We start from the raw sequence: 24,195 nt of genomic DNA, 5'->3' as shown, positions 1-24,195 counted from the left end.
GGGAAACTATATGGCAAGGAGGCAGATTCTTTCGCTGTCGGAAAGAGAATCATTACGGGCATTACCAGACGATGAGTTAACGCTGACCCGAATGGCGTATTTCAGTGAACATGATCTGGCGCTTATCAGGGCTCACCGTAAACCCGCCAGCCGTTTTGGTTTCGCCGTCCTTCTTTGCTATCTGAAAAATGTCGGCTTTTCCCCAGATAAAAAAACTCCACCATCTGACGCGCTGCTGAAGCATATCGCCAGCAGGCTAAAACTCACCGGGGATCTCTGGCCTGCTTACCTTTCCGGCAGGGATACAACCCGGCGTGAGCATTTAACCGAACTGTACCGATATCTTGACGTAAAAGCGTTCACCAGCAAAATACAACAGGACTGTCTTACACACCTGCTGTCGATGGCGACGCGCACTGATAAAGGTATTCTCCTGGCCGAAGAGTTACTGGTCTATCTCCGGCAGAACAACGTGATAATCCCTGCGATTGATGTTGTGGAGCGTACCTGCGCGGAAGCCATGGCAGGCGGAGATAAAATTGTATTTCAGACCCTGAATGCCCCGTTAACTCCGGCTCACAGGGATGCCCTGGATCGTTTACTTGAGTCATCAGATAATCAGCCTTCCAGGCTGACATGGCTTCTGCAACCGCCGGGTAAAATCAATGGTAAGAACGTGCTGCAACATCTTGATCGGCTCAGTAGCATTGAATCGCTGGCATTACCGGAAGGTATAGATCGTACCATTCACCAGAACCGGTTGCTGAAACTGGCGCGGGAAGGCCGAAAGATGAGCAGCCGGGATTTGACCAGATTTTCAGCAGCCCGGCGTCATGCGATCCTGGTGTGTGTGCTGGAAGAAGCCAGAGCCACACTGACAGACGAAGTGATTGAGCTGCATGAGCGAATGCTGAACAGCCTTTTCAGCAAAGCCAAAAGAACACAGGCTGAGCGCCTTCAGCAGGCTGGAAAGCTGATCCAGTCAAAACTGAGGCAATACATCGATGTCGGTCAGGCTCTGTCTGAAGCCCGTGATTCCGGTGGCGATCCATGGCTCGCAATAGAAAACATACTGCCATGGCCTGAATTTGTCGCCAGTCTGGAGGAAACTCGCCATCTCGCCAGAAAAAATAATTTTGACCCGCTGCATATTATTACCGAGAAATACAGCACATTACGGAAATATGCCCCTCGCATGTTGTCCGCTTTACAGTTAGTCGCAACCCCGGCAGCGCAACCTCTGGCTGATGCGCTGGTTGTGATCAAAGATATGTACCGGAAACAGTCACGTAAAGTACCGGTGACAGCGCCTCTTGAGTTTGTCCCTGAAAGCTGGCGCAAGGTGGTGATTACACCTGCGGGTATTGACCGGCAGTACTATGAATTTTGTGCGCTCAGCGAGCTTAAGGGAGCGTTGCGCTCCGGGGATATCTGGGTTAAAGGCTCACGCCGCTACAAAAACTTTGATGATTACCTCATTCCCGAAAAGGACTTTGACAAACTCACACCGGCGCTGCCACTGCCCGTATCTGCTGATTATCATGAGTACATTACCAGCCGTATGACTCTGCTTCAGTCTAAACTTGAAGAGGTCAATGCCATGGCTGCCCTTGGTGAACTGCCCGATGTGGAAATATCTGACAGGGGCGTAAAAGTCTCTCCGCTGGATAACTGCGTTCCGGTGCAGGTTTCACCGCTGGCAGAGCTGGTTTACAGCATGTTACCGCGCCCTAAAATCACGGAAATTCTCGACGAGGTAAATAGCTGGACGACGTTTACCCGACATTTTTCGCATATAAAAAATGACATTACCCGTCCCGATACCCGCCTGCTTCTCACCACCATTCTTGCGGATGGCATCAATCTTGGTTTGACCAAAATGGCAGAAGCCTGCCCCGGGAGCACCAAATCATCACTCGAAGATATTCAGGCATGGTACATCCGTGACGAAACCTATTCAGCCGCCCTTGCAGAGCTGGTAAATGCGCAGGGGAAACGGCCGTTGGCGGCATTCTGGGGAGACGGGACAACGTCATCATCAGATGGACAGAATTTCAGAACAGGCAGCTCAGGCCGCTACGCAGGGCAGGTTAACCCGAAATATGGGCAGGAGCCTGGACGTCAGTTTTATACCCATATTTCGGATCAATACAGCCCGTTTTACACCTGCATAATTAGTCGGGTCAGGGATTCAACCCATGTGCTCGATGGCTTGCTGTACCACGAAAGTGACCTAGAAATCAGAGAGCATTACACCGATACCGCAGGTTTCACCGATCATGTCTTTGCCCTGATGCATCTGCTGGGATTTGCATTTTGTCCACGAATTAGGGATCTCCACGACAAGAAGCTGTTTATCAAAGGGAAAGCAGATCAATACCCGGCGCTTCAGTCACTGATATCCACGACCAGCCTGAATCTGAAAGAGATCGAAATTCACTGGCATGAAGTACTACGGCTGGCGGCCTCGATAAAGCTGGGAACAGTGACGGCATCCCTGATGCTGAAAAAGCTTGCCAGCTACCCTAAACAGAACGGGCTGGCCAAAGCACTGCGAGAAATTGGTCGCATTGAGCGAACGCTGTTTATGCTCGACTGGTTCCGCGATCCTGCACTACGTCGACGGGTACAGGCGGGGCTGAATAAAGGTGAAGCCCGTAACGCCCTGGCGCGTGCGGTATTTATGCACCGGCTGGGAGAAATCAGGGATCGAAAACCGGAAAATCAGAGCTATCGCGCCAGTGGGCTGACGCTGCTGACGGCGGCGATCTCGCTGTGGAATACCGTGTATATGGAAAGAGCGGTCGATGCCCTCAAGCGTAAAGGGCTGAAGATCAACGAACAACTGTTGTCGCATTTGTCCCCATTAGGCTGGGAGCACATCAATCTGACAGGCGATTATATCTGGAAAAGCAACCGGATACCGGCTTCCGGTAAGTTTCGTCGCCTGAGACCAGCTAAAGTCGAAAGGTCAAAAAACAGCCTTAACGTACAATAATTTTCGATATCCAAACTGACCCCTAAAAGCGCTCATGCTGAGTCAAATGTTTTCCCTTCATGCAACAGGGTCTCCGACAGGGTCAATACGGCTATTTTATCCGTACCTGACCGGTGGGTCACTTTGTTGCATTTCGTTTGGGAATTGGCGGAGGCACTGCAAATTGCAGGTTGTAGGCGTATGCACGTTCATAACAGGATTGCAGCCACTGTTTATACTCAGGCCAGCCCTGACGTATGGCGCGGTATGCCCACTTGCGGGTTTTATCGAACAGCGTGCAGTTTCGGCCTAAACCGTAGTCGGCAACGATTTCTTTGTCGTTCGCGGCGTTAAGGTCGAGTGAGTCAGCCAACCAGTCCAGCGTATAGAGTTCTGGCTGCCATACGGCAATTTTCCAGTGACTGTGGTTCGGATTCTTGCAAATTAACCCCGAATACCCCACGTCAGCGTCCAATTTTTTACGTAGCGCATTCTCTACGGCGGCTGCGTACTTCAGCGGCTTCATTTTTCCGTCGGGTGCGGTGCGTATCGAGGTTTTTAGCGCATAGAGCAGGTGTGCGTGTCCGTTTTCGGGGTTGGTGATGGTCAGCGTGGGCGCCGGCGCGTTGCGGTCGCTCCAGTCGATGGCAGCACCGAGGCGGTCAACGTCAAAACCGAGCCAGAACATAGCGTGAGGCTGGTTGAACTGTATGTACTTCGCTAGAATCGCGCGCTCTTTTCCCGCGATGCGTACACCAAAGTGCAAATCGTCCGAAAAATACGGCTTGTTAGGTAAGCGGTCGTTGAACAGGTTGAGGGCGGGGTTAGTCACTCACGCCTGAGCTTATGGCGGGCTGTTGTCTTGCACTGTGCATGTGCTAATATCCTTCTTAGGTTTTGTGCCTAGCCCTGATTGATCATGTATCTTCCGCCAAGTTGAGCACATGATGATCGGGGCTTTGTTTTTTCTACAGTTAACGTTACACGCGAACGGCGGCTCCTGTCGAACCCTTCCGTCATAAAGCCTTAATGTGAGGCAAGTTCCTGAAAAAATTTAGGGTTGGCCTGTATGGTCGCCAGCACCTTTGCCGCCAGTCCGGTCGGGTTACGTCTGCCTGTCTCCCAGCTTTTGATAGTATCGAGGCTGGTGCCGAGCACCTTCGCCATTTCATCCTGCGTCACATTCAGCTGAGCGCGAAGAGCCTTCACGTCAGCCAGTTCGTAGCGCGTGACGCGGGCAGGCGCTTTAACGCCGTGTTTGATCTCGACGGCTTCTTCGAGTGACGCTTTCAGTTCGTCAAAAAAACTCATGCTACACCTCGTCTTTCAGTAGTTTCGTCAGCTTTTTCAGATCGGCTTTTTCGGCGTTCGTCAGGCTGTCTTTGGTGCTTTTCGGGTAGGCCATCACCAGATAGATAATCTCATCGGTGGCCAGAAAGTAAATCACCCGCGCACTGCCGCTTTTCCCCTGTGTGCCGGTCGCCATTCTGATTTTTCGCAGCCCGCCGGTTTGCCTGATGAGGTCGCCTTTGTCTGGTGACTCAATCAGCGTTTTCTGGAGTTCTTTAAGCTCGTCGTCCGTGGCGATTGGCTTTATCTGACGGGTAAACATCGGCGTTTCGATAAACTCTATCGCATGGCTCACTGTGTCATTCCCTTTGCATTATTAATGTACATTGTACACCATTACTGTATCGCGTCTACACTGGTCACCCCGCATGACCAGTCGCGAATACTTTCTGCGAGTTTAAAACCCTGACGGCAGATAACGGACCCGAGTTTGCGAAACATAAGGACATCACTCAGGTAACGGGCGCAAAGGTTTACTTTGCCCGGCCTTATCATTCCTGGGAGCGGGGGTTGAATGAGCATACCAACGGTCTGATACGGCGGTTTTATCCGAAAGGAACCGATTTTAATGGCGTCAGCGATGAAGATATTGCGAGACTGGAGCACATCCTCAACACTCGGGCGCAAATCTCTGGAATACAGCTCACCGAATGAGGTATTTTTAGAGTATCTACTCGCTGCATAACGCATGATGGTTTGTTGCGTTTCGTTCGGGAATGGGGCTATGAGGTGAAACGATGAAGGCTAGGCGTAAATTTCCCGGCGATGGCCTATCGTGGCAGCAAGGATAATCAGCTCGTCATCTCTGATTTCACACAAAATGCGAAAATCGCCGACGCGATAACGCCAGAACTCACCTAACTCGCCTTTGAGCGGCTTCCCTGACTGGCGTGGATCGTCTAAAGCAGCAATCCGCTTATCCATAAAGTCGACAATCCGTCGGGCGCTTTGTTTGTCCATCTTCCGTAAGGATTTGAGCGCCCGATCAGAATAATTAATCGTCCAGGCCAAGTGATTTCCTCACGTCTTGAGAAGAATGAACAGGTTCGTCACCACGCCGAACGCGAGCAGCGGTTTCAGCAGAGAGGTAGTAATCCTCCAAATCTTCCAGATGAGCCAGTATAGCTTCCCGAGCATAGAACGTTTTCGTTCTACCGGTTTGCTTTGCCAGTGCATCTAAACGGGACTCGATATCATCAGGTAAACGGATAGCTAACATATGAACGCCTTAAATAGAGGTGATATACATGTATATCATTATACCCCAAATACGTAGCAGTGGGTTATAAATGTTAATCTCAAACGCCAAGGTGACATGTTAACTTGGCTGACAAACGAGGGGCGGGCGCCAATTCCCAAACGAAATGCAACAAAGTGACCCACCGGTCAGGTACGGATAAAATAGCCGTATTGACCCTGTCGGAGACCCTGTTGCATGAAGGGAAAACATTTGACTCAGCATGAGCGCTTTTACATCGAAAAACGAAAAGCTGAAGGCGTTAATCAGTCCTGCATTGCCAGAGAGCTCGGCGTCTCTCGCTCTACCCTGAGCCGGGAGCTCAGACGTAATACGGACCCCGCCTTCAACGGACTTTACTCCTCCAGACGCGCTGATGCCTTAGCCAGACAACGGCGGGGCGCCACCTCGGCACACAATGCCTGTTTCCCTCTGGGCCAGCAGACACAAGACTTTCTCCGGCAGGCGCTGGCTGTACATACCTCCCCTGAGGTTATCTCTGGGAGACTGAAAATCCAGTTTGATATCGCCGTCAGCAAAAATACCCTCTACCGCTATATCCGTTCGGACAGACAGGCTGGCGGTAAGCTTTACCTTCAGCTCCCTCACCGGGGTAAACGCTATCGCTATGATACGGGTGAGCCCGGACGCACGCCCATCCCGGACAGGGTTGGCATTGAGCACAGGCCTGCTGAGGCTGAACTCAAACAGGTTCCCGGGCATGTTGAAATCGATACGATTTTTGGCAAAGACCAGAAGTCATTCCTGCTGACGGTCGTGGACAAAGCCACAAAGCAGGTCATTATCCGTAAACTCCCCAATAAGTGCGCTGAGAGCGTCGTGGAAGCGTTCAGGGACATCGTGGCGAATACTTTCTGTGAGTTTAAAACCCTGACGGCAGATAACGGACCCGAGTTTGCGAAACATAAGGACATCACTCAGGTAACGGGCGCAAAGGTTTACTTTGCCCGGCCTTATCATTCCTGGGAGCGGGGGTTGAATGAGCATACCAACGGTCTGATACGGCGGTTTTATCCGAAAGGAACCGATTTTAATGGCGTCAGCGATGAAGATATTGCGAGACTGGAGCACATCCTCAACACTCGGGGGCGCAAATCTCTGGAATACAGCTCACCGAATGAGGTATTTTTAGAGTATCTACTCGCTGCATAACGCATGATGGTTTGTTGCGTTTCGTTCGGGAATGGGGCGGGTAATGCCCATTATGTTAAATGGTTGAGTTTGCTACTGAAAACGACCTGTTCGCACCCACAAACACCGCTAGACGGTAAAATACACACCCCATCACCTCTATATCACCTTTTTTACCCCTGAAAGTTAATGACGGTTTTTGGCCTCGCCTTGTCCAGATTTAACATTTCAATTTTTGACGTGAAATAGGCCATGAACAGCCTGAAATACTCACTTTACTGACCAAAAGGTAAATCCATGAAAAAAATCCTCTCTGGGGCGGCTTTGCTTTGTCTCGCATTCACGATCCCTGTTCCGGTATTCGCGGCAGATGTTTGTGAAGTCGTGACGTGCATGTACGGAAAAATGACAGGTGGTGATGGCGGTGAAGACTGCCGTGCTGCCGAAAGTGATTTTTTCAGTCTCAATGCATTTAAAAAGAAAGGTCGATTTGACCCAACTAAAACGGCGGATATGCGGCGGGCTTTATTAAATGGATGCAGCGGCGCTGACCCTGTAGAGATAAGCAAAATCATTGCGAAGTTTGGACAGATTCGCGGTTAGCCCTTTAAAAAGCTACTTGTGGTGCCTCTTTTGCGCTGGAACGCAAAAGAGGCTGTAGCCATGAAAAAACCAACCTTTATTAAATGAGTATCAACATGTCTACGAACAAGATTGTACTTGAAAAATTAACAACTTCTATCCTTCTCGCCCTTTTTGCTTCATCCGGTTCAGCTTATGCTGCTGGTTTAACGGCTAAGTTAATAATGAATAAAATAGACTGGTTAATGAAGTTACGTCGTTGTACGACAATGGAAACCTTAGAGCAAATTATAGAGCGTAATAAATATGCATTAGATGATGAACAGCTAGAGGTTTTCAATTCAGCGGCAGATCATCGCCTTGCTGAACTGACAATGAATAAACTCTACGATAAAATCCCTGCCTCAGTATGGCAACACGTTAAATAGTCTATGGAAGACTAAAAGGAACTTTAAATGTCAGAAAAATACGCCGAGATAACACGAATCCTTTCTAATATCCGTAACATTAGAAATTTTGTGCGTGATATGGATTATGTTTTTCTAGTGGAAGCGCATGAAAAGTTAGGCATGGTACTGAATGAACGCAAAGACGATTTTGAGCGTGAATGCGCAGAGAGAGCGAAAAAGGAAGAAAAGAAAAATGAATTAATAGCGCTCATTGCCAGTGAAGGATTTACGCTTGATGATTTGCAGGGGCGGGAACTTAAAAAGAAGCGGCAAGGCAATCGCCGCCATGTTAAATACACCTATGAAGAAAATGGAGAAGTGAAAACGTGGACAGGTGTAGGGCGAAAACCGAAACCCATTGAGGCGGCATTAGCGGCGGGTCAATCGCTGGATGATTTTTTGATTAAAGTACAGCCATAAGTATAAGTTGGATTTTATGGGAACAAGAATTGAAAACCAGAATGTTAAGGGATCATGTTTTATTGCTGAAAATATCCTCCTACGTTTAAATAAAGATGCGGGGCGGCGCTGTGGTTCTTTTGACCTATTGTATGCTGTCTTTTTTAAAGAAAATGTTTATGAATTTGCTGATGCTCTTTATCCCGAAGATAGAGAGCGTTTTTTATTAGTTGCTAGAAAAGTCTACTGTGGCTTTGATAAAAATGTTCTGACTTTAAATGAATCCATGAGACAAATAAGCCAAGAGCAGCAAGGCTTATTCTGAATATACCCCACGACTAAAAGCTAATGCTAACCATCGTACGCTCCACCATTGGCATTATAAACACCCCACTCACAGACGATTGCTTTCGGCTTTCGGGATCGGGTTCATTAACAAGAAGCAATTCGGCCTAAGCCGAAATGATTTGAAGGTAATGGGCACGGGCCAGAAAGTGACAACGAAGCTAACGAAGAGAAATACGCATAAGCGGATTTAAATTCGTGTAGCCAGAGTGTCATTGCGCACATTTCCAGCGGAGCGGAAATTAAGCAACGGGGGGGGCCGACAAGTTATTTCTTTATTTTCGGCGTCCAGCCAAGAAAATGAGGAAATAACGCAGTTCGGGGGCAAAGCCCGGCCGTACCGTCCAGCTAGGCAGCTTTATCGCCGGCGCTTGACCACCCTCTTTGACTGAGTTTTCCCATTATTTCGTGTCGAGGAACGAGACAAAGAAAGAATAGGGCAAAAACGAGGGTCTCAAAGGGGGTGGTCAAGCGTAGCGCGGACGGTTCGGCCCTGTATTTGACCTTGGGGGTTTTGACTCGACATACAGGCGAGGCATTACCCCCTAGCGACGAGGAGTAAGGGCGTCCCAGCCCGCACGTAAAGGCGCTTGCAGTAGAATTGAAGGAGACGGTACGTCTCTACCCTTGACCGAAAGGAGACGATCCGTCTCTGCCCTTTTTGACCTCAATTCTGGTTACTCATTCTGGTTACTGGTTCTGGTTACAGAATCGACCAGAACCAGTAACCAGAATGAGTAACCACAAAACCAAGAATAAAGGATCCCATGAGTAATAAATTAATGCAGAAACTTTCTGCAATAAGTGATAACGCTATAGTTTTCTTCGCTTATTTGCAGGCGCACCAATTATTATTGGCTCTATTCGCGGGGCTAACATTGCCCTTTATTTTCTTCCTCACCAAAGATGAGCACAATAAAGCCCCGATTTGGCAGCGGTGCATTATTGTATTTTCATTTATTTGTTTGCTGTTTGGTACTCTCTCGCCCCTGAGCTTTTCCGTTGTTTATTATTTTTACGAAGGCAAGGTTGGATTTAACACCTCGCCTATTTTGTGGATAGCGCTGATTACTTTTACGGCGGCGGGAATTGTTTTTCATTACGTGGCGCGGCGACTGTTAACCCCCGAACTGGACAAACTAAAACATTCACTGATTAAGAAATCAAGTCTGGAGCGTAATGTCAGAACTGATGTCCGTGACATTAAAAGTCATCTCCCTGAGCCGGAAGAATATGACCCGCTACGGTACGTTGATTTAAATAACGGAATATTTATTGGGTTAAGTGAAAAACGTCAACCGCAATATATCTCCGTCAAAAAATGGCAGAAACAACATGCGGATATTATTGGTACCACAGGGGCAGGGAAAGGGGTGGCGTCAGGCGTGTTGTTGTACCAAAGTATTTTAGCCGGTGAAGGGGTTTTTGTTTTAGACCCTAAGAATGACGAATGGGCACCGCATCTGTATAAAGCGGCATGTGAGGCTGCGGGGGTGCCGTTTTATTTAATTGATTTAAACAAACCAGAATATCAACTCGACTTTCTGGCGGATATGACCCCCGAACAACTGGAAGAAATTTTTATTGCCGGTTTTAGTTTAGGGAAAAAAGGTAACTCTGCCGACTTCTACCGGATTGATGATCGACGAGCGGCCCGTGCTACCGCAAATACCTTTAAAAAAGACATGACCTTGAGGGACTTGTATAACTCCAAATACGTTCAAGATATCGCTGAAACCATTAAAGGCTTCTTTGGCGAGATAGAAGAAATCGCGCTACTGAATGCCATTAATGCCAAGGGCGGTGTAAATCTTAAAACCATTTTCGACCACGGTGGATGCTGTTATGTGATTGGATCCATGCGAAACACCAAAGTGATCACCGCGCAGCGCATGATTTTAGTGCGGCTATTCCAGATAGCGGAAACCCGTGACCGTATTGACAGCGAACCCCGTCCGATCGCTATTTTTTTGGATGAATTCGCCAATTCCCAAACGAAATGCAACAAAGTGACCCACCGGTCAGGTACGGATAAAATAGCCGTATTGACCCTGTCGGAGACCCTGTTGCATGAAGGGAAAACATTTGACTCAGCATGAGCGCTTTTACATCGAAAAACGAAAAGCTGAAGGCGTTAATCAGTCCTGCATTGCCAGAGAGCTCGGCGTCTCTCGCTCTACCCTGAGCCGGGAGCTCAGACGTAATACGGACCCCGCCTTCAACGGACTTTACTCCTCCAGACGCGCTGATGCCTTAGCCAGACAACGGCGGGGCGCCACCTCGGCACACAATGCCTGTGTCCCTCTGGGCCAGCAGACACAAGACTTTCTCCGGCAGGCGCTGGCTGTACATACCTCCCCTGAGGTTATCTGTGGGAGACTGAAAATCCAGTTTGATATCGCCGTCAGCAAAAATACCCTCTACCGCTATATCCGTTCGGACAGACAGGCTGGCGGTAAGCTTTACCTTCAGCTCCCTCACCGGGGTAAACGCTATCGCTATGATACGGGTGAGCCCGGACGCACGCCCATCCCGGACAGGGTTGGCATTGAGCACAGGCCTGCTGAGGCTGAACTCAAACAGGTTCCCGGGCATGTTGAAATCGATACGATTTTTGGCAAAGACCAGAAGTCATTCCTGCTGACGGTCGTGGACAAAGCCACAAAGCAGGTCATTATCCGTAAACTCCCCAATAAGTGCGCTGAGAGCGTCGTGGAAGCGTTCAGGGACATCGTGGCGAATACTTTCTGCGAGTTTAAAACCCTGACGGCAGATAACGGACCCCGCCAATTCCCAAACGAAATGCAACAAAGTGACCCACCGGTCAGGTACGGATAAAATAGCCGTATTGACCCTGTCGGAGACCCTGTTGCATGAAGGGAAAACATTTGACTCAGCATGAGCGCTTTTACATCGAAAAACGAAAAGCTGAAGGCGTTAATCAGTCCTGCATTGCCAGAGAGCTCGGCGTCTCTCGCTCTACCCTGAGCCGGGAGCTCAGACGTAATACGGACCCCGCCTTCAACGGACTTTACTCCTCCAGACGCGCTGATGCCTTAGCCAGACAACGGCGGGGCGCCACCTCGGCACACAATGCCTGTTTCCCTCTGGGCCAGCAGACACAAGACTTTCTCCGGCAGGCGCTGGCTGTACATACCTCCCCTGAGGTTATCTGTGGGAGACTGAAAATCCAGTTTGATATCGCCGTCAGCAAAAATACCCTCTACCGCTATATCCGTTCGGACAGACAGGCTGGCGGTAAGCTTTACCTTCAGCTCCCTCACCGGGGTAAACGCTATCGCTATGATACGGGTGAGCCCGGACGCACGCCCATCCCGGACAGGGTTGGCATTGAGCACAGGCCTGCTGAGGCTGAACTCAAACAGGTTCCCGGGCATGTTGAAATCGATACGATTTTTGGCAAAGACCAGAAGTCATTCCTGCTGACGGTCGTGGACAAAGCCACAAAGCAGGTCATTATCCGTAAACTCCCCAATAAGTGCGCTGAGAGCGTCGTGGAAGCGTTCAGGGACATCGTGGCGAATACTTTCTGTGAGTTTAAAACCCTGACGGCAGATAACGGACCCGAGTTTGCGAAACATAAGGACATCACTCAGGTAACGGGCGCAAAGGTTTACTTTGCCCGGCCTTATCATTCCTGGGAGCGGGGGTTGAATGAGCATACCAACGGTCTGATACGGCGGTTTTATCCGAAAGGAACCGATTTTAATGGCGTCAGCGATGAAGATATTGCGAGACTGGAGCACATCCTCAACACTCGGGGGCGCAAATCTCTGGAATACAGCTCACCGAATGAGGTATTTTTAGAGTATCTACTCGCTGCATAACGCATGATGGTTTGTTGCGTTTCGTTCGGGAATGGGGCCCCGAGTTTGCGAAACATAAGGACATCACTCAGGTAACGGGCGCAAAGGTTTACTTTGCCCGGCCTTATCATTCCTGGGAGCGGGGGTTGAATGAGCATACCAACGGTCTGATACGGCGGTTTTATCCGAAAGGAACCGATTTTAATGGCGTCAGCGATGAAGATATTGCGAGACTGGAGCACATCCTCAACACTCGGGGGCGCAAATCTCTGGAATACAGCTCACCGAATGAGGTATTTTTAGAGTATCTACTCGCTGCATAACGCATGATGGTTTGTTGCGTTTCGTTCGGGAATGGGGCATCAGCCTCATGCCGTGACAGCCTCATGTTGCTCGATCATCTGGCATATCTGGATGGCTGGTTAACTCACTTGGCAACAATGCTGCCGCTGGATACCCACGCACGGCATCTGGAAGAAATGGCGCTGGCGGGGAATGGGGCCATTAGTAATACGGACGGACTGGGGACACTTGATATTTTCAGCTTGATGCAACCTGATATGAATACGTTTATCTAGCCTAAGAGCCAAACCGCAAAAGCTCGCAGGCTACGCCATTAGTAATACGGACGGACTTGGGACACTTGATATTTTCAGCCTGAATATACCTACCTGCTGCTGTTTTACTAATGCCCATTTGCTCTGCAATCGCCCGTACACTCAAGCCTTGCGCTCTAAGTGCCTGTGCCTGCTCCTGCTTGATGTTTGCTGCACCTAGATAGATTTCCCTCTCCATTGCTCCTGCTGCACGTCTAACAGCTTGCTTACGGTCTCTGTCGCGCTCTAGTGCCATCGGCTTACTGATAATCGTGCGTAGCTCTCTTTGCTCATTATCTGTGATTTCAAAAAGGTTTATTAGGGTGTCGTTACGGGGCGTGTAGAGCGCTGGGTACTCTTTACCGCCAAAGCTAATCTTTTGCCCAGCCTCAAACTGTTTAGCCTTGCTGTAGAGCGTCATTAGCTCCTTGCAGTTGTGACCCCAACCACCATCAATGGCGCGGGCTAACGTGGCGGCCTCTTGGTACATCAAGCGGCTATTGGTTGCACCCGATAGCAGCAAAAAGTTTAGCTGCCAGTGCAAGTGGCGCATTCTATCGCCCTCGGCCACACCACCGCGCAACGTCATCAAGGTTCTTAAATCTTCCAACCGATGCCAGGCTAATTGTCTACCGCTAAAGCCTCGCAAATTATCAGTCTTACCACCGCCTATCAGCTTTAGCTGTTTGCGCTTCTCGCGCTGGTCTCGTTGTTGCTTTTGTTTTTCAATGTCCCAACGGGCAACGGGTAAAAGCACTTCGGCTAAATATTCAAAGTTGTAGCGCACTGGCTGGCCGTCTGCGCCATTTTCAACGTGTACCACGCGGCATACTTCACCGCTTTTGCTGTTTACCGTCTCAATAAGGCGTAATACGCGGCTTGCATCTTTAGCCCCTACGTCTGCCCCCGCTTCCTTTAAACGGTCAACTAGATAACGCTGGCAAGCGTTCCAGCGTGGTAGCGCATGGCGTGGTACTGCACCCTCTAACAACCATTTAGCCTGTATGCCACGACCGCTAAAAACCAATAGCGAGGGCGTGGGTATGCCCTCCTGCTGGCAGAAGTACAAAACAGAATCGGCTAATTGTTCGGGGCTGCGACCATCTGCCCAGTCGGTACGGTAGGTGTCGAGATCGGCAAAGAGCAAACCAATACGGGCAAGGTTTACGATTCTGCGATTAGGTTGGTAAAATTCGGCTTGGCTTAACCATGTGTCACGGTTCGGGTCAATCAAACTCAACACCTTTGGCATATCGCTTAGTCGGTGTGCTGATTGTCTTTTATTACCGTTTAAATCAACAAGAATTGAGAAGAAACCAGCGCGGTTTGGGTCGTGATACGCCCTCGCTTCCTCTGCCCTATCAAATAATGCTAACTGCGTTACAGCCATTTTTTAGCCTCTAGTTCACACACGTTTAACGCTGGCGAACTTGTCAAAGCAAAATCTTGGCAGTAGAATAAGAGTTGTTCAGGTCGCTATGTCTACTAGCCTAGTCTGCGATTGCTGTATGAGCCCGTGCAAAGGTTCATACAGTGTGATTTTGAAAAGCCCCGTCTAAACAGCGGGGCTTTTTTCTTTTCTAAGCCCCAAGCTTATCAGCATCTTAACCTTTTCGTATAACATTTTTTACTGAGTATTTACTCATTTGAGCCATAACTCATTTACTCATTTAACCCATAACTCATTTACTCATTTTGTTACTCGCTCGATGTACTCAGTTAAAACAAGCGCCATGCTCTTACCTTTGCTGGCCGCATACATTTTCAGCTTTGAATGCAACTCTTCATCTATCTCAAAATTAACCCGTTTCAGTTTAGGTTTATCAGCCAAACTAGCCAGCGTTGCGGCTTTGTCTTTGCTGCTGCTTGGTCGGCCAGCTTTCAAAATTCCTACTTTACTCATTTCCACACCCCTACTCATTTACTCAAATACTTATTTACTCAAACGAGCTTTGCTTTAATCTCTGCTGCTAAGGCGCGCATTTCATTAGCGGCACTACCTTTTGGCTCTACGTCCATAACGGTTGTTCCGCTGGCTGCGGTGGTTGGATAAAGAACCCGTTGCATGATGCGTGTATCTAAAACGGGTAAACCATAGCCTGCTAGAACTTCTGCAACGTCAGCACCAATCTTTGTTCCTGCAATCGCTCTTGATACAACAAAGGCCGCTTTTAGCTTCCCGTCTGTTATCTCGATGCGCTGTTTTACCAAGTCAACTAAATCTGATGTTGCCCACACATCGTATGGGCTTGGCTGCACAGGTATCAGGATAAAGTCAGCCGCTTTAATCGCAGAGACTGCAAGGTCTGCCGCCTGTGGCGCACCATCAATCACAACAAAATCTTTACGGGCAATATGTTTTATATCGCGCTCAATCGTTGGGCGGTCAATACCAACAACAGCTAAAGGCTGGTCTTCTCTGACTGCTGCCCAGTCTCTAGTGCTGCCCTGTGGGTCTGAATCCACTAGCAAAACGTCTGCACCGTCCAACTGTAAAGCCCGTGCTAAGTGGGTTGCTATTGTTGTTTTCCCTGAGCCGCCCTTTTGATTTAACACTGCAATAACGTACATATTTAAACCCCTGTTGTGTGATGATGCCTTGGTTGCCTGTGCTGATTTTACTCATTTACTCATTTGATGCAAGTACTATTATACTCATTTGAGTATTTGCTTTGATCTATAAATGCAGGAAGAAGGTCATACGACCATGGTACGGATGCTTATACACTGGGTTGTGATCTTGGCATGATCGACTTCCCTGTCCTGTCAACAGCAGGCTAATGCGCGTTTTACAGGTATAAATAAGTCACTGGAGCAGAACCAAACTAGACTTCATCTGGTTCAAATCCACCAGCATCAGGAGGGGGCTTAACTGTGCGTTTAGTAATAAAAACAGGAGGTGTTCCGTGTAGAAGTACACCGTTTGCAACAACGTATTTAATGGGGATTTTAGGATTATTAATATCTTTCCCACCATCCTTGTGCCATTTTTCTTCCCATCTATCGTAATAAAACTCCAAATTCTCAGGTTTCAAAAGATAAACTGATTGAAGGCTAATGTCTTTATAGATCGCAAAAACCCAAGGTACTTTTCTGTACTTAGCGATAATAGAAGGATTCATATGGTGATGTGTCGAAAAACCAGCCGTAAGGGTTATGTTTACTGATTTCAGCTCATACTCTTGACCAGAGGCATCCTTGGCATCATTACCTTCTCGACCTGGAAGAACATCAAGACCAAGGAGTAAAAGAACCTGTAAAAGTTTTCCTCCATTATCCTGAAATATATCGTTAATTCCGTGTCTAGTCGCAAGGTCTTGGTACTCCTGCACCGAGGGCCAAACTTCCTTTAAAACTTTATAATCTTCGTGCGGCTCAAGCTTCATGTCTTAGATTTTTCCAACAATGAGGCGGGAGGCACACCAAGCGCTAACGCTAACCGCTCAATATTATCAATAGATATGTTCCGCTCTCCGCGCTCTACAGAACCAATGTAGGTTCTGTGAAGCCCAGCAAAGTCGGCTAGCGCCTCTTGAGACAAGCCAAGACCCTCCCGAACCGTGCGAAGATTCAGAGCAAAAAGCTTTCTGGTAGACGAGGACTTTGACTTGCTGTTCATATCAGAGATAATGGGCAGTAGATGACAATGAATCTACAGACTTTGAGTAGCAATATTAAATGACTACAACCATGAAAACACAGCCTGCTTACTACACTTCAAAGGGAGCCACATTCATTGGCGACTCACTTGAGTTGCTTGAAGAGCTACCTGATGACAGCGTTAATCTGGTAATTACTAGTCCACCTTTCGCACTGCAAAGACAAAAAGAATATGGAAATTTAGACCAGCATGAATACATCGATTGGTTCTTGCAGTTCGGTCGAATTGTTCATAAAAAACTACGGAAAGATGGCAGTTTTGTTGTGGATTTTGGTGGTGCATATATGAAGGGTGTACCAGTACGAAGCTTATATAATTTTCGTGTATTAATACGCATGGTTGATGAGCTTGGGTTCTTTCTTGCAGAGGACTTCTACTGGTTTAATCCATCAAAATTACCAAGCCCAATCGAATGGGTAAACAAGCGAAAAATGCGCGTAAAGGACTCAGTAAACACTGTTTGGTGGTTTAGTAAAACAGAGTGGCCACAAGCAGACATAACAAAAGTGCTAGCCCCTTACAGCGATAGAATGAAGAAGCTAATTGAGAATCCAGATAAGTACTATAAGCCCCAATTACGACCATCTGGGCATGACATAGGTAAAGGTTTTGCTAAAGATAATGGTGGTTCTATACCATCAAACTTACTGCAAATACCAAACTCAGAATCAAGCGGACTGTACTTAACAGGTTGCAAAATAGCAGATGTAAAGCGTCACCCTGCTCGCTTCCCTGCAAAACTGCCTGAGTTCTTTATTAAAATGTTAACTGAGCCCGGTGATCTAATTATAGATATATTTGGAGGTTCAAATACGACAGGGCAAGTTGCCCAAGCGGAAGATAGACGCTGGATGACTTTTGAGGCAGTACCTGAATATGTTGCTGCATCAGCATTTAGATTCATTGATAAGGATGTAAACCCTCAAAAAATGCGGCAGTTATACAATGAAATAGTTGAGGGAAAATCTATAGATATTGATAAATTCACTGCTGAATTAAACAATTAGCGCGCCCCCCTAAAACTAGCCGCCTTTGGCGGCTACCCAGACGCCAATTCCCAAACGAAATGCAACAAAGTGACCCACCGGTCAGGTACGGATAAAATAGCCGTATTGACCCTGTCGGAGACCCTGTTGCATGAAGGGAAAACATTTGACTCAGCATGAGCGCTTTTACATCGAAAAACGAAAAGCTGAAGGCGTTAATCAGTCCTGCATTGCCAGAGAACTGGATGTCTCTCGCTCTACCCTGAGCCGGGAGCTCAGGCGTAATACGGACCCCGCTTTCAACGGACTTTACTCCTCCAGACGCGCTGATGCCTTAGCCAGACAACGGCGGGGCGCCACCTCGGCACACAATGCCTGTGTCCCTCTGGGCCAGCAGACACAAGACTTTCTCCGGCAGGCGCTGGCTGTACATACCTCCCCTGAGGTTATCTGTGGGAGACTGAAAATCCAGTTTGATATCGCCGTCAGCAAAAATACCCTCTACCGCTATATCCGTTCGGACAGACAGGCTGGCGGTAAGCTTTACCTTCAGCTCCCTCACCGGGGTAAACGCTATCGCTATGATACGGGTGAGCCCGGACGCACGCCCATCCCGGACAGGGTTGGCATTGAGCACAGGCCTGCTGAGGCTGAACTCAAACAGGTTCCCGGGCATGTTGAAATCGATACGATTTTTGGCAAAGACCAGAAGTCATTCCTGCTGACGGTCGTGGACAAAGCCACAAAGCAGGTCATTATCCGTAAACTCCCCAATAAGTGCGCTGAGAGCGTCGTGGAAGCGTTCAGGGACATCGTGGCGAATACTTTCTGCGAGTTTAAAACCCTGACGGCAGATAACGGACCCGAGTTTGCGAAACATAAGGACATCACTCAGGTAACGGGCGCAAAGGTTTACTTTGCCCGGCCTTATCATTCCTGGGAGCGGGGGTTGAATGAGCATACCAACGGTCTGATACGGCGGTTTTATCCGAAAGGAACCGATTTTAATGGCGTCAGCGATGAAGATATTGCGAGACTGGAGCACATCCTCAACACTCGGGGGCGCAAATCTCTGGAATACAGCTCACCGAATGAGGTATTTTTAGAGTATCTACTCGCTGCATAACGCATGATGGTTTGTTGCGTTTCGTTCGGGAATGGGGCCATGGATTGTTAACTTTCGTTAACAACCACGTGCCTACAGCTGCGCTGCAAAGGTGTCCTTTGAAACCCTAAAGCAAGCCTCTACGAGTCTAAAAAAAGCCTAACCACATACCTATTCCATGAAACATTGCTATAGGAAAAAATAATGCACCAGCAATTAAAAAACCCCAGCTATCATCTTTAAAACAAACAATTACATGAGTTAGCCAAGCAGCAAACATAGTTATAAAAAATAACCCTGTTAGCCCAGCGAGAAATAAATCCTTTATTTTTTCCAAAGCATTTTCCTATAAATTTTAATTTAAATATAAAATTACAAGCTAATCAGGCGGCTCATAAAGACAATTTATAATAGCCTCAACTCCTACCCAACCACTCAATTCTGCGGCATCCAACACTTGCGCACGTAACCCTGCTTTACGCACCCAGCCCCACTGCTGTGGCGTTATATGCCCCAACAGATCAGCTTTATCTTCTTGTTTAGCTGCAATTTCTTCGTCTGTTAAATCATCCACGCCCACCAAGTCTTTTAGACCACGCGACCAGAGCAGCTGGCGTTTGCCGCGCATCACCTTGGCATATTCAACAAACTTTGCCCCCGCTACTTTGTCGCCATCACGTGCCAGGGCAAGTAATCCAAACGCCCCATTCCCGAACGAAACGCAACAAACCATCATGCGTTATGCAGCGAGTAGATACTCTAAAAATACCTCATTCGGTGAGCTGTATTCCAGAGATTTGCGCCCCCGAGTGTTGAGGATGTGCTCCAGTCTCGCAATATCTTCATCGCTGACGCCATTAAAATCGGTTCCTTTCGGATAAAACCGCCGTATCAGACCGTTGGTATGCTCATTCAACCCCCGCTCCCAGGAATGATAAGGCCGGGCAAAGTAAACCTTTGCGCCCGTTACCTGAGTGATGTCCTTATGTTTCGCAAACTCGGGTCCGTTATCTGCCGTCAGGGTTTTAAACTCGCAGAAAGTATTCGCCACGATGTCCCTGAACGCTTCCACGACGCTCTCAGCGCACTTATTGGGGAGTTTACGGATAATGACCTGCTTTGTGGCTTTGTCCACGACCGTCAGCAGGAATGACTTCTGGTCTTTGCCAAAAATCGTATCGATTTCAACATGCCCGGGAACCTGTTTGAGTTCAGCCTCAGCAGGCCTGTGCTCAATGCCAACCCTGTCCGGGATGGGCGTGCGTCCGGGCTCACCATGAAGTGGTCAACAAAAATTGGCCACGGTTTTAGAGCTTTCCCAAAATAATCGCTCTGATTCATTGGGTGTTAATCCACCATTGTATTGGTGGGGTCTGAGTTGGCTGTAATAGCCAATGATGTAATTCGTTATGGCGTTATTTGCTTCGCCAAAATTAGCGTATCCACAGTTGGGTACCCATTCTGATTTAAGACTGCGAAAAAATCGCTCCATTGGACTGTTGTCCCAGCAATTCCCACGTCGACTCATGCTTTGCTTTATCCGATAACGCCACAGTAACCGTCTAAATTCCTTGCTGGTATAGTGACTTCCTTGGTCAGAATGATACATAACGTCAGCCGGTTTCCCCCGGGCTTCCCAGGCCATCGTTAATGCTTTTCCTGTTAGGGCTGAGTCTGGAGAAAACGACATCGCCCAGCCTATTGGCTTGCGGGAAAATAAATCCAGAACAACCGCCAGATAAGCCCAGCGTTTGCCCGTCCAGATATAGGTCACGTCGCCGCACCAGGCCTGATTAGGCTCTGTTACTGCAAACTGGCGATCCAGATGATTAGGGACATCCACATGCTCTTTTGTGGCTTTTTTGTAGCGATGCTCCGGTTGCTGGCAACTGACAATATTAAGCTCTTTCATTATCTTACTGGCTCGCCAGCGACTTAACGGGACACCTTTTGCACTCACCATCTCGGCAATACTTCTTGCTCCCGCTGAGCCATTACTGACACGGTGTACTTCACGAACCAGTCCCTGTAAGACGATGCGTTTTGCATCAGGCAGCCGTGGCCGACTTGACCAGTAGCGATAACTGCTGCGATGGGTCCCGAACACATTGCAAATAAAGGCAACAGGAAAGCGCGTCCTGAGTTTCTCAACTAACGAGAATTGTTCAGGGAGTCTGACATCAAGAGCGCGGTAGCCTTTTTTAGAATATCGTTTTCCATTTCAACACGTTGTAACCTTTTCTTAAGCGCCTGTATTTCGATATGCTCTGGGGTTATGGCGGATGCTTTCGGTGTTTTCCCGTTGGTTTCATCGCGGATCTGATAAATCCATCGCTTCAGCGCAGAGATACTGACATTCATCGCCTTAGCCGCTTCCGGTTGTGTGTAATTATGCAGTAGGACCAGTTGCGCACATTCACGTTTGAATTCAGGACTAAATTTGTTGGTCATTATGCCACCTGTTTGGTTGATGAACTGACAATAGCAGTTCTTTTCAAATGGCCAAATTCAGTATTCCACTTCAGCTCAATGCCAACCCTGTCCGGGATGGGCGTGCGTCCGGGCTCACCCGTATCATAGCGATAGCGTTTACCCCGGTGAGGGAGCTGAAGGTAAAGCTTACCGCCAGCCTGTCTGTCCGAACGGATATAGCGGTAGAGGGTATTTTTGCTGACGGCGATATCAAACTGGATTTTCAGTCTCCCACAGATAACCTCAGGGGAGGTATGTACAGCCAGCGCCTGCCGGAGAAAGTCTTGTGTCTGCTGGCCCAGAGGGACACAGGCATTGTGTGCCGAGGTGGCGCCCCGCCGTTGTCTGGCTAAGGCATCAGCGCGTCTGGAGGAGTAAAGTCCGTTGAAGGCGGGGTCCGTATTACGCCTGAGCTCCCGGCTCAGCGTAGAGCGAGAGACGCCGAGCTCTCTGGCAATGCAGGACTGATTAACGCCTTCAGCTTTTCGTTTTTCGATGTAAAAGGGGTCAGTTTGGATATCGAAAATTATTGTACGTTAAGACTAATTTTTAACCTCTCCTACCCATTCACCTGTGTGTGATAGCATGTGCCATCTGCAACCATCAGGGAAAGGTAATGAGACCCAGTATCCGAGCGAAGATTGTGAAAGTATGTGAAGCTAAGATTGCGGCGAAAGGGGATGATGTTGGCGTGTCATTTTATGCTTTCTTTGCCAACAAGAATGATGACCCGGAATTACTCATGGAAGTAGCCCAATGGTGGATCATGGAAATGAAACTGGACCACTTTGAGAAAGCCAGAAAAATCATATCTCTCGTATAGATCACTCACCCCACTTCTGATTGACTTTCTCGGTGCAGTGCCTGAATTCGACATATTTGAGAGGGACTGTAGCCCGTAGCATCGGCTGTTTCACGGATACTCAGCTTTTTCACCTGGCGGCAGTACAGGGCTCCGTTTGGGAAACGGAAATTATTGTACGTTAAGGTTTATTTTTGGCCACCATAGAAAAGAAGAGCCTTAACTTGAGCAGGCTCTCATATCTTTATGCCCCGAAATGATACATTTATAGGTTAAATTATGTGCTATTTAGCAACATTCATGGAGCTTTTTTGTTGTTACATCAAGAACCTGTTTTAGCAGGCTTTTAGCCATAGATGTGTATTCATTCGTGTTATCTACCTCATTGCTCATAAAGTCGTCATAAATAACTTTGCGAACAGATTGAGGTATCTGAGGGTCACATACTTTTTGAAGTATTAATTGTAATTTTTCAAGTCGTTCAGTTCTGCGTTCAATCAACGCACTTCTATTTAGTTTTAGTATTCTTTGTGTGGAATCACCTTTCATGGTGATTCCAAAGGCAATGGGGCCGGTAAAAATCAATTCATTCTCTGGATCTCCGGAATATGGATCTTGAATATTTTCAGCAAATGGGTCTATGTCGGATTTATTTTGATTGCAAATCTCACAGGATAGCGTTAAATTTTCCCATTCAAATCTTTTAGATTCGTCGAGCGATTTTGGATAAATATGCTCAATATCTCCATGATGTATATGTCGTAGTTTACTTTCACAATAAGCACATTTTCCTGACGTCTCTTTAATCAGTTGTTCTTTAATTTCTTTATGATTATATTTTGATTTTAAATAGTGAGTTGACTCTATCCCCTTAGATATACTCATCAAGTGCAAGTCAGTCCATTGCTTGCTATTTTTAATAAGGACTTTAGGTTCAGGAAATTTAGTCAATTTAATCATAGTATTTCCTCCCCATGACATTATCAATAGCCTCTGGATAAAACTCTGACAGCCCAGAAGACTCTAATTCACTTCTGAGATTTTTTAGAGTTTCAGTTGTTATATTTTCTCTCGTAAACTTTGCGCAGATCCGCTGCAACTCATCATCAGCCCATTGCGGCATGGTAATAGATACACCTAATACATCTCTAAGTATTTTATTTGCTGTTGCTGCTTTTTGCTGTAAATCTAATTTAAATGATATTACTTTTTTGGGGCCTGTTTCTGGAGTTGATATATGTTCATACTTTAAGGCATATACATTAGACTCTTTCATTGAAGAAACCATAAATGGACTATGAGTAACAACAATGAATTGAATTTTCGGAAACGCTTCGGATAGATTATTCAGCAAAGTACGCTGCATGGCTGGATGAAGGTGGTTTTCAGGTTCATCAATTATCACGGTAAATGATTCATTTTCTTGAGAAAATAAGAGAATTTGCCATGCGATATCAATTATTGACATAATCCCACCAGATGTGGAATCCAATATAAAATCTCCTGACTTTGTTTCAAGCACAACATCGGGAATTTCAATTCTTATATTTTCAAAACCAATGTCTACAGGCAATACAATTCTCAATACATCTATAAATGAAAGAAATGTTTTTTCTGACCTTGTGCTTTTTTTCACATATTCGTTGCCAATGCCTAAAGCAGCCATAGATATTAAAGATTCTTTCATTTCTACTGTTGGGCTTGCATTAAAAGACGTATCCTCGATATGCCTCTTATATGCCGCCAAGTGTTTTTTATATGATTCATTTGCGTCGATGATTTTTGTGGGTATTTTGTCAACTTGTTTATAACTATTTGCAACTCTATGCGAGTGTATAAACAACCCTTTTATTTTGTTGTTTTTGTTTTCAATTAATACGTCATAATCAACCTTCGATAGCTCATTTTCTATCAATAAATTTGCCATCACTCCATCTGAATATTGAATAAATCCTATTTTATAATTTCCCTTATTTAAGGGTGTGTTTTCTTCGCAATTTTTGAATAATAATCTCTCTTGAGATTCATCATAATAAGGTACTGCCAAAAACTTATAGTCCCATTGAAAGTGCTTGGCTAATATCCTCAGAATTGTTGATTTACCAGACCCATTAGCTCCAGTTATTATTGTCATCTTGTCATGAATGTCAATATCAACATTTCCGAACTGTCGCCAGTTTGATATGCTTATTTTCTGTAATCTCATACAAATCCCTTATATAATCTAGTGCGTTATAATTGAAATCAATTTCATT

General features: G+C 47.1%; 31 protein-coding genes and 2 pseudogenes. 15 read left to right on the top strand and 18 right to left on the bottom strand.

All coding sequences use genetic code 11. The features are described from left to right. The first annotated feature begins 10 nt into the window (after positions 1–10). Positions 11–2,998: a Tn3 family transposase gene (locus tag ACWJJO_RS23495; RefSeq protein ID WP_481091648.1), complete on the top strand. Its 2,988-nt coding sequence runs from the start codon at positions 11–13 to the stop codon at positions 2,996–2,998. A 151-nt stretch (positions 2,999–3,149) separates the two neighbouring features. Here ACWJJO_RS23495 and ACWJJO_RS23490 read toward each other — a convergent pair. From ACWJJO_RS23490 to ACWJJO_RS23480, 3 genes and pseudogenes are all read right to left on the bottom strand, one after another. Continuing rightward, positions 3,150–3,809, bottom strand: a pseudogene (locus ACWJJO_RS23490) (replication initiation protein); the annotation flags it as partial. A gap of 194 nt (positions 3,810–4,003) precedes the next feature. Next, the gene (gene nadS, locus ACWJJO_RS23485; RefSeq protein WP_015060318.1) at positions 4,004–4,288 is read right to left on the bottom strand and encodes a NadS family protein; all 285 of its coding nucleotides are present in this window, start codon (positions 4,286–4,288) and stop codon (positions 4,004–4,006) included. A gap of 1 nt (position 4,289) precedes the next feature. Continuing rightward, positions 4,290–4,622, bottom strand: coding sequence for a type II toxin-antitoxin system RelE/ParE family toxin (locus ACWJJO_RS23480; protein ID WP_481091673.1), 333 nt, complete (start codon positions 4,620–4,622; stop codon positions 4,290–4,292). Between the two features lie 110 nt (positions 4,623–4,732). On the opposite strand from ACWJJO_RS23480, the gene ACWJJO_RS23475 reads away from it, so the two are divergent. Beyond that, positions 4,733–4,981, top strand: coding sequence for an IS30 family transposase (locus ACWJJO_RS23475; protein WP_481091682.1), 249 nt, complete (start codon positions 4,733–4,735; stop codon positions 4,979–4,981). A 90-nt stretch (positions 4,982–5,071) separates the two neighbouring features. Here ACWJJO_RS23475 and ACWJJO_RS23470 read toward each other — a convergent pair whose 3' ends face one another. Both ACWJJO_RS23470 and relB read right to left on the bottom strand, forming a co-directional pair. Beyond that, positions 5,072–5,287 (bottom strand): type II toxin-antitoxin system RelE family toxin, encoded by a 216-nt coding sequence (locus ACWJJO_RS23470; RefSeq protein WP_481091672.1) that lies wholly within the window; start codon positions 5,285–5,287, stop codon positions 5,072–5,074. A 34-nt stretch (positions 5,288–5,321) separates the two neighbouring features. After that, positions 5,322–5,546, bottom strand: coding sequence for a type II toxin-antitoxin system RelB family antitoxin (relB, locus tag ACWJJO_RS23465; protein WP_481091671.1), 225 nt, complete (start codon positions 5,544–5,546; stop codon positions 5,322–5,324). 216 nt (positions 5,547–5,762) lie between these two features. Between relB and ACWJJO_RS23460 the strand changes: the two genes are divergently transcribed. The 10 genes from ACWJJO_RS23460 to ACWJJO_RS23415 all read left to right on the top strand — a co-directional run bounded on the left by ACWJJO_RS23460 (position 5,763) and on the right by ACWJJO_RS23415 (position 12,896). After that, positions 5,763–6,737, top strand: coding sequence for an IS30 family transposase (locus ACWJJO_RS23460; protein ID WP_481090518.1), 975 nt, complete (start codon positions 5,763–5,765; stop codon positions 6,735–6,737). Positions 6,738–7,013: 276 nt separating this feature from the next. Beyond that, positions 7,014–7,319 (top strand): conjugal transfer protein, encoded by a 306-nt coding sequence (locus ACWJJO_RS23455; RefSeq protein ID WP_481091670.1) that lies wholly within the window; start codon positions 7,014–7,016, stop codon positions 7,317–7,319. 203 nt (positions 7,320–7,522) lie between these two features. Further along, positions 7,523–7,726, top strand: coding sequence for a hemolysin expression modulator Hha (hha, locus tag ACWJJO_RS23450; protein WP_481091681.1), 204 nt, complete (start codon positions 7,523–7,525; stop codon positions 7,724–7,726). 27 nt (positions 7,727–7,753) lie between these two features. Further along, positions 7,754–8,167 carry an H-NS family histone-like protein gene (locus ACWJJO_RS23445; protein WP_481091669.1) on the top strand — a complete coding sequence of 138 codons (414 nt, stop codon included), beginning with the start codon at positions 7,754–7,756 and terminating at the stop codon, positions 8,165–8,167. Positions 8,168–8,183: 16 nt separating this feature from the next. Then, entirely contained in the window at positions 8,184–8,471 is a 288-nt protein-coding gene (locus ACWJJO_RS23440; RefSeq protein ID WP_481091668.1) for a hypothetical protein, read from the top strand. A gap of 787 nt (positions 8,472–9,258) precedes the next feature. Beyond that, positions 9,259–10,590, top strand: a complete 1,332-nt coding sequence (locus ACWJJO_RS23435) for a helicase HerA domain-containing protein (RefSeq protein ID WP_481091667.1) — start codon at positions 9,259–9,261, stop codon at positions 10,588–10,590. Next, a complete protein-coding gene (locus tag ACWJJO_RS23430) occupies positions 10,562–11,329 on the top strand; it encodes an IS30 family transposase (RefSeq protein ID WP_481091666.1) in 768 nt (255 codons plus the stop codon). The genes ACWJJO_RS23435 and ACWJJO_RS23430 overlap by 29 nt, the downstream gene beginning before the upstream one ends. A gap of 35 nt (positions 11,330–11,364) precedes the next feature. Then, on the top strand, positions 11,365–12,339 hold the full coding sequence (locus tag ACWJJO_RS23425) for an IS30 family transposase (protein ID WP_481090511.1): 975 nt from the start codon (positions 11,365–11,367) through the stop codon (positions 12,337–12,339). Between the two features lie 11 nt (positions 12,340–12,350). Beyond that, positions 12,351–12,641, top strand: coding sequence for an IS30 family transposase (locus tag ACWJJO_RS23420; RefSeq protein WP_481090985.1), 291 nt, complete (start codon positions 12,351–12,353; stop codon positions 12,639–12,641). A 63-nt stretch (positions 12,642–12,704) separates the two neighbouring features. After that, complete coding sequence (locus ACWJJO_RS23415; protein ID WP_481091665.1) at positions 12,705–12,896, top strand: hypothetical protein; 192 nt, start codon at positions 12,705–12,707, stop codon at positions 12,894–12,896. Between the two features lies 1 nt (position 12,897). Here the strand turns inward: ACWJJO_RS23415 and ACWJJO_RS23410 are convergent, their stop codons facing one another. From ACWJJO_RS23410 to ACWJJO_RS23390, 5 genes are all read right to left on the bottom strand, one after another. Next, positions 12,898–14,304: a replication protein gene (locus ACWJJO_RS23410; protein WP_481091664.1), complete on the bottom strand. Its 1,407-nt coding sequence runs from the start codon at positions 14,302–14,304 to the stop codon at positions 12,898–12,900. Positions 14,305–14,604: 300 nt separating this feature from the next. Beyond that, positions 14,605–14,817: a plasmid partition protein ParG gene (locus ACWJJO_RS23405; RefSeq protein ID WP_481091680.1), complete on the bottom strand. Its 213-nt coding sequence runs from the start codon at positions 14,815–14,817 to the stop codon at positions 14,605–14,607. A 38-nt stretch (positions 14,818–14,855) separates the two neighbouring features. Beyond that, the gene (parA, locus tag ACWJJO_RS23400) at positions 14,856–15,485 is read right to left on the bottom strand and encodes a ParA family partition ATPase (RefSeq protein WP_481091679.1); all 630 of its coding nucleotides are present in this window, start codon (positions 15,483–15,485) and stop codon (positions 14,856–14,858) included. 254 nt (positions 15,486–15,739) lie between these two features. Then, positions 15,740–16,300 carry a restriction endonuclease gene (locus ACWJJO_RS23395; protein ID WP_481091678.1) on the bottom strand — a complete coding sequence of 187 codons (561 nt, stop codon included), beginning with the start codon at positions 16,298–16,300 and terminating at the stop codon, positions 15,740–15,742. After that, a complete protein-coding gene (locus ACWJJO_RS23390) occupies positions 16,297–16,533 on the bottom strand; it encodes a helix-turn-helix domain-containing protein (protein WP_481091677.1) in 237 nt (78 codons plus the stop codon). Before ACWJJO_RS23390 ends, ACWJJO_RS23395 begins: the two co-directional genes overlap by 4 nt. A gap of 71 nt (positions 16,534–16,604) precedes the next feature. Between ACWJJO_RS23390 and ACWJJO_RS23385 the strand changes: the two genes are divergently transcribed. Both ACWJJO_RS23385 and ACWJJO_RS23380 read left to right on the top strand, forming a co-directional pair. Continuing rightward, positions 16,605–17,582, top strand: a complete 978-nt coding sequence (locus ACWJJO_RS23385; protein ID WP_481091676.1) for a DNA-methyltransferase — start codon at positions 16,605–16,607, stop codon at positions 17,580–17,582. A gap of 130 nt (positions 17,583–17,712) precedes the next feature. Further along, positions 17,713–18,687, top strand: coding sequence for an IS30 family transposase (locus ACWJJO_RS23380; RefSeq protein WP_481090564.1), 975 nt, complete (start codon positions 17,713–17,715; stop codon positions 18,685–18,687). 127 nt (positions 18,688–18,814) lie between these two features. Here ACWJJO_RS23380 and ACWJJO_RS23375 read toward each other — a convergent pair whose 3' ends face one another. The 5 genes from ACWJJO_RS23375 to ACWJJO_RS23355 all read right to left on the bottom strand — a co-directional run bounded on the left by ACWJJO_RS23375 (position 18,815) and on the right by ACWJJO_RS23355 (position 21,635). Then, positions 18,815–19,003, bottom strand: coding sequence for a hypothetical protein (locus ACWJJO_RS23375; protein WP_481091675.1), 189 nt, complete (start codon positions 19,001–19,003; stop codon positions 18,815–18,817). A 42-nt stretch (positions 19,004–19,045) separates the two neighbouring features. Then, positions 19,046–19,402 (bottom strand): hypothetical protein, encoded by a 357-nt coding sequence (locus ACWJJO_RS23370; RefSeq protein ID WP_481091674.1) that lies wholly within the window; start codon positions 19,400–19,402, stop codon positions 19,046–19,048. 3 nt (positions 19,403–19,405) lie between these two features. Beyond that, positions 19,406–19,921 (bottom strand): IS30 family transposase, encoded by a 516-nt coding sequence (locus tag ACWJJO_RS23365; protein ID WP_481091684.1) that lies wholly within the window; start codon positions 19,919–19,921, stop codon positions 19,406–19,408. Positions 19,922–19,951: 30 nt separating this feature from the next. Beyond that, positions 19,952–21,117, bottom strand: a protein-coding gene (locus ACWJJO_RS23360; RefSeq protein WP_481090543.1) for an IS3 family transposase whose coding sequence is annotated in 2 segments (ribosomal slippage) — positions 19,952–20,871 and positions 20,871–21,117 — 1,167 coding nt in all. Because the reading frame shifts where the segments join, the coding sequence is not laid out codon by codon here. Further along, a complete protein-coding gene (locus tag ACWJJO_RS23355) occupies positions 21,117–21,635 on the bottom strand; it encodes a transposase (RefSeq protein ID WP_481091683.1) in 519 nt (172 codons plus the stop codon). The genes ACWJJO_RS23360 and ACWJJO_RS23355 overlap by 1 nt, the downstream gene beginning before the upstream one ends. 119 nt (positions 21,636–21,754) lie before the next feature. Here ACWJJO_RS23355 and ACWJJO_RS23350 point away from each other — a divergent pair, with 119 nt between their 5' ends. Next, positions 21,755–21,961, top strand: coding sequence for a DUF6500 family protein (locus ACWJJO_RS23350; RefSeq protein ID WP_025901656.1), 207 nt, complete (start codon positions 21,755–21,757; stop codon positions 21,959–21,961). 5 nt (positions 21,962–21,966) lie between these two features. Here the strand turns inward: ACWJJO_RS23350 and ACWJJO_RS23345 are convergent. From ACWJJO_RS23345 to ACWJJO_RS23335, 3 genes and pseudogenes are all read right to left on the bottom strand, one after another. Then, positions 21,967–22,089 (bottom strand): annotated as a pseudogene (locus ACWJJO_RS23345) (recombinase family protein); the annotation flags it as partial. Between the two features lie 139 nt (positions 22,090–22,228). Next, a complete protein-coding gene (locus ACWJJO_RS23340; protein WP_481091645.1) occupies positions 22,229–22,900 on the bottom strand; it encodes an HNH endonuclease in 672 nt (223 codons plus the stop codon). Beyond that, entirely contained in the window at positions 22,893–24,146 is a 1,254-nt protein-coding gene (locus tag ACWJJO_RS23335) for an AAA family ATPase (protein WP_481091646.1), read from the bottom strand. The genes ACWJJO_RS23340 and ACWJJO_RS23335 overlap by 8 nt, the downstream gene beginning before the upstream one ends. Positions 24,147–24,195: the final 49 nt, after the last annotated feature.

The organism is Yersinia antarctica (assembly GCF_056636475.1).
This window is presented reverse-complemented; position numbering and strand designations above follow the sequence as displayed.

What these genes read in the sequence shown, in the direction of transcription:
- ACWJJO_RS23495 (WP_481091648.1), top strand. Translation starts at nt 11, where the DNA reads ATGGCAAGGAGGCAGATTCTTTCGCTGTCGGAAAGAGAATCATTACGG.
- nadS (WP_015060318.1), bottom strand. Translation starts at nt 4,288, where the DNA reads ATGAGTTTTTTTGACGAACTGAAAGCGTCACTCGAAGAAGCCGTCGAG.
- ACWJJO_RS23470 (WP_481091672.1), bottom strand. Translation starts at nt 5,287, where the DNA reads ATGGACAAACAAAGCGCCCGACGGATTGTCGACTTTATGGATAAGCGG.
- relB (WP_481091671.1), bottom strand. Translation starts at nt 5,546, where the DNA reads ATGTTAGCTATCCGTTTACCTGATGATATCGAGTCCCGTTTAGATGCA.
- ACWJJO_RS23460 (WP_481090518.1), top strand. Translation starts at nt 5,763, where the DNA reads ATGAAGGGAAAACATTTGACTCAGCATGAGCGCTTTTACATCGAAAAA.
- ACWJJO_RS23455 (WP_481091670.1), top strand. Translation starts at nt 7,014, where the DNA reads ATGAAAAAAATCCTCTCTGGGGCGGCTTTGCTTTGTCTCGCATTCACG.
- hha (WP_481091681.1), top strand. Translation starts at nt 7,523, where the DNA reads ATGAATAAAATAGACTGGTTAATGAAGTTACGTCGTTGTACGACAATG.
- ACWJJO_RS23445 (WP_481091669.1), top strand. Translation starts at nt 7,754, where the DNA reads ATGTCAGAAAAATACGCCGAGATAACACGAATCCTTTCTAATATCCGT.
- ACWJJO_RS23440 (WP_481091668.1), top strand. Translation starts at nt 8,184, where the DNA reads ATGGGAACAAGAATTGAAAACCAGAATGTTAAGGGATCATGTTTTATT.
- ACWJJO_RS23435 (WP_481091667.1), top strand. Translation starts at nt 9,259, where the DNA reads ATGAGTAATAAATTAATGCAGAAACTTTCTGCAATAAGTGATAACGCT.
- ACWJJO_RS23430 (WP_481091666.1), top strand. Translation starts at nt 10,562, where the DNA reads ATGAAGGGAAAACATTTGACTCAGCATGAGCGCTTTTACATCGAAAAA.
- ACWJJO_RS23425 (WP_481090511.1), top strand. Translation starts at nt 11,365, where the DNA reads ATGAAGGGAAAACATTTGACTCAGCATGAGCGCTTTTACATCGAAAAA.
- ACWJJO_RS23415 (WP_481091665.1), top strand. Translation starts at nt 12,705, where the DNA reads ATGTTGCTCGATCATCTGGCATATCTGGATGGCTGGTTAACTCACTTG.
- ACWJJO_RS23410 (WP_481091664.1), bottom strand. Translation starts at nt 14,304, where the DNA reads ATGGCTGTAACGCAGTTAGCATTATTTGATAGGGCAGAGGAAGCGAGG.
- ACWJJO_RS23405 (WP_481091680.1), bottom strand. Translation starts at nt 14,817, where the DNA reads ATGAGTAAAGTAGGAATTTTGAAAGCTGGCCGACCAAGCAGCAGCAAA.
- parA (WP_481091679.1), bottom strand. Translation starts at nt 15,485, where the DNA reads ATGTACGTTATTGCAGTGTTAAATCAAAAGGGCGGCTCAGGGAAAACA.
- ACWJJO_RS23395 (WP_481091678.1), bottom strand. Translation starts at nt 16,300, where the DNA reads ATGAAGCTTGAGCCGCACGAAGATTATAAAGTTTTAAAGGAAGTTTGG.
- ACWJJO_RS23390 (WP_481091677.1), bottom strand. Translation starts at nt 16,533, where the DNA reads ATGAACAGCAAGTCAAAGTCCTCGTCTACCAGAAAGCTTTTTGCTCTG.
- ACWJJO_RS23385 (WP_481091676.1), top strand. Translation starts at nt 16,605, where the DNA reads ATGAAAACACAGCCTGCTTACTACACTTCAAAGGGAGCCACATTCATT.
- ACWJJO_RS23380 (WP_481090564.1), top strand. Translation starts at nt 17,713, where the DNA reads ATGAAGGGAAAACATTTGACTCAGCATGAGCGCTTTTACATCGAAAAA.
- ACWJJO_RS23370 (WP_481091674.1), bottom strand. Translation starts at nt 19,402, where the DNA reads ATGATGGTTTGTTGCGTTTCGTTCGGGAATGGGGCGTTTGGATTACTT.
- ACWJJO_RS23350 (WP_025901656.1), top strand. Translation starts at nt 21,755, where the DNA reads ATGAGACCCAGTATCCGAGCGAAGATTGTGAAAGTATGTGAAGCTAAG.
- ACWJJO_RS23340 (WP_481091645.1), bottom strand. Translation starts at nt 22,900, where the DNA reads ATGATTAAATTGACTAAATTTCCTGAACCTAAAGTCCTTATTAAAAAT.
- ACWJJO_RS23335 (WP_481091646.1), bottom strand. Translation starts at nt 24,146, where the DNA reads ATGAGATTACAGAAAATAAGCATATCAAACTGGCGACAGTTCGGAAAT.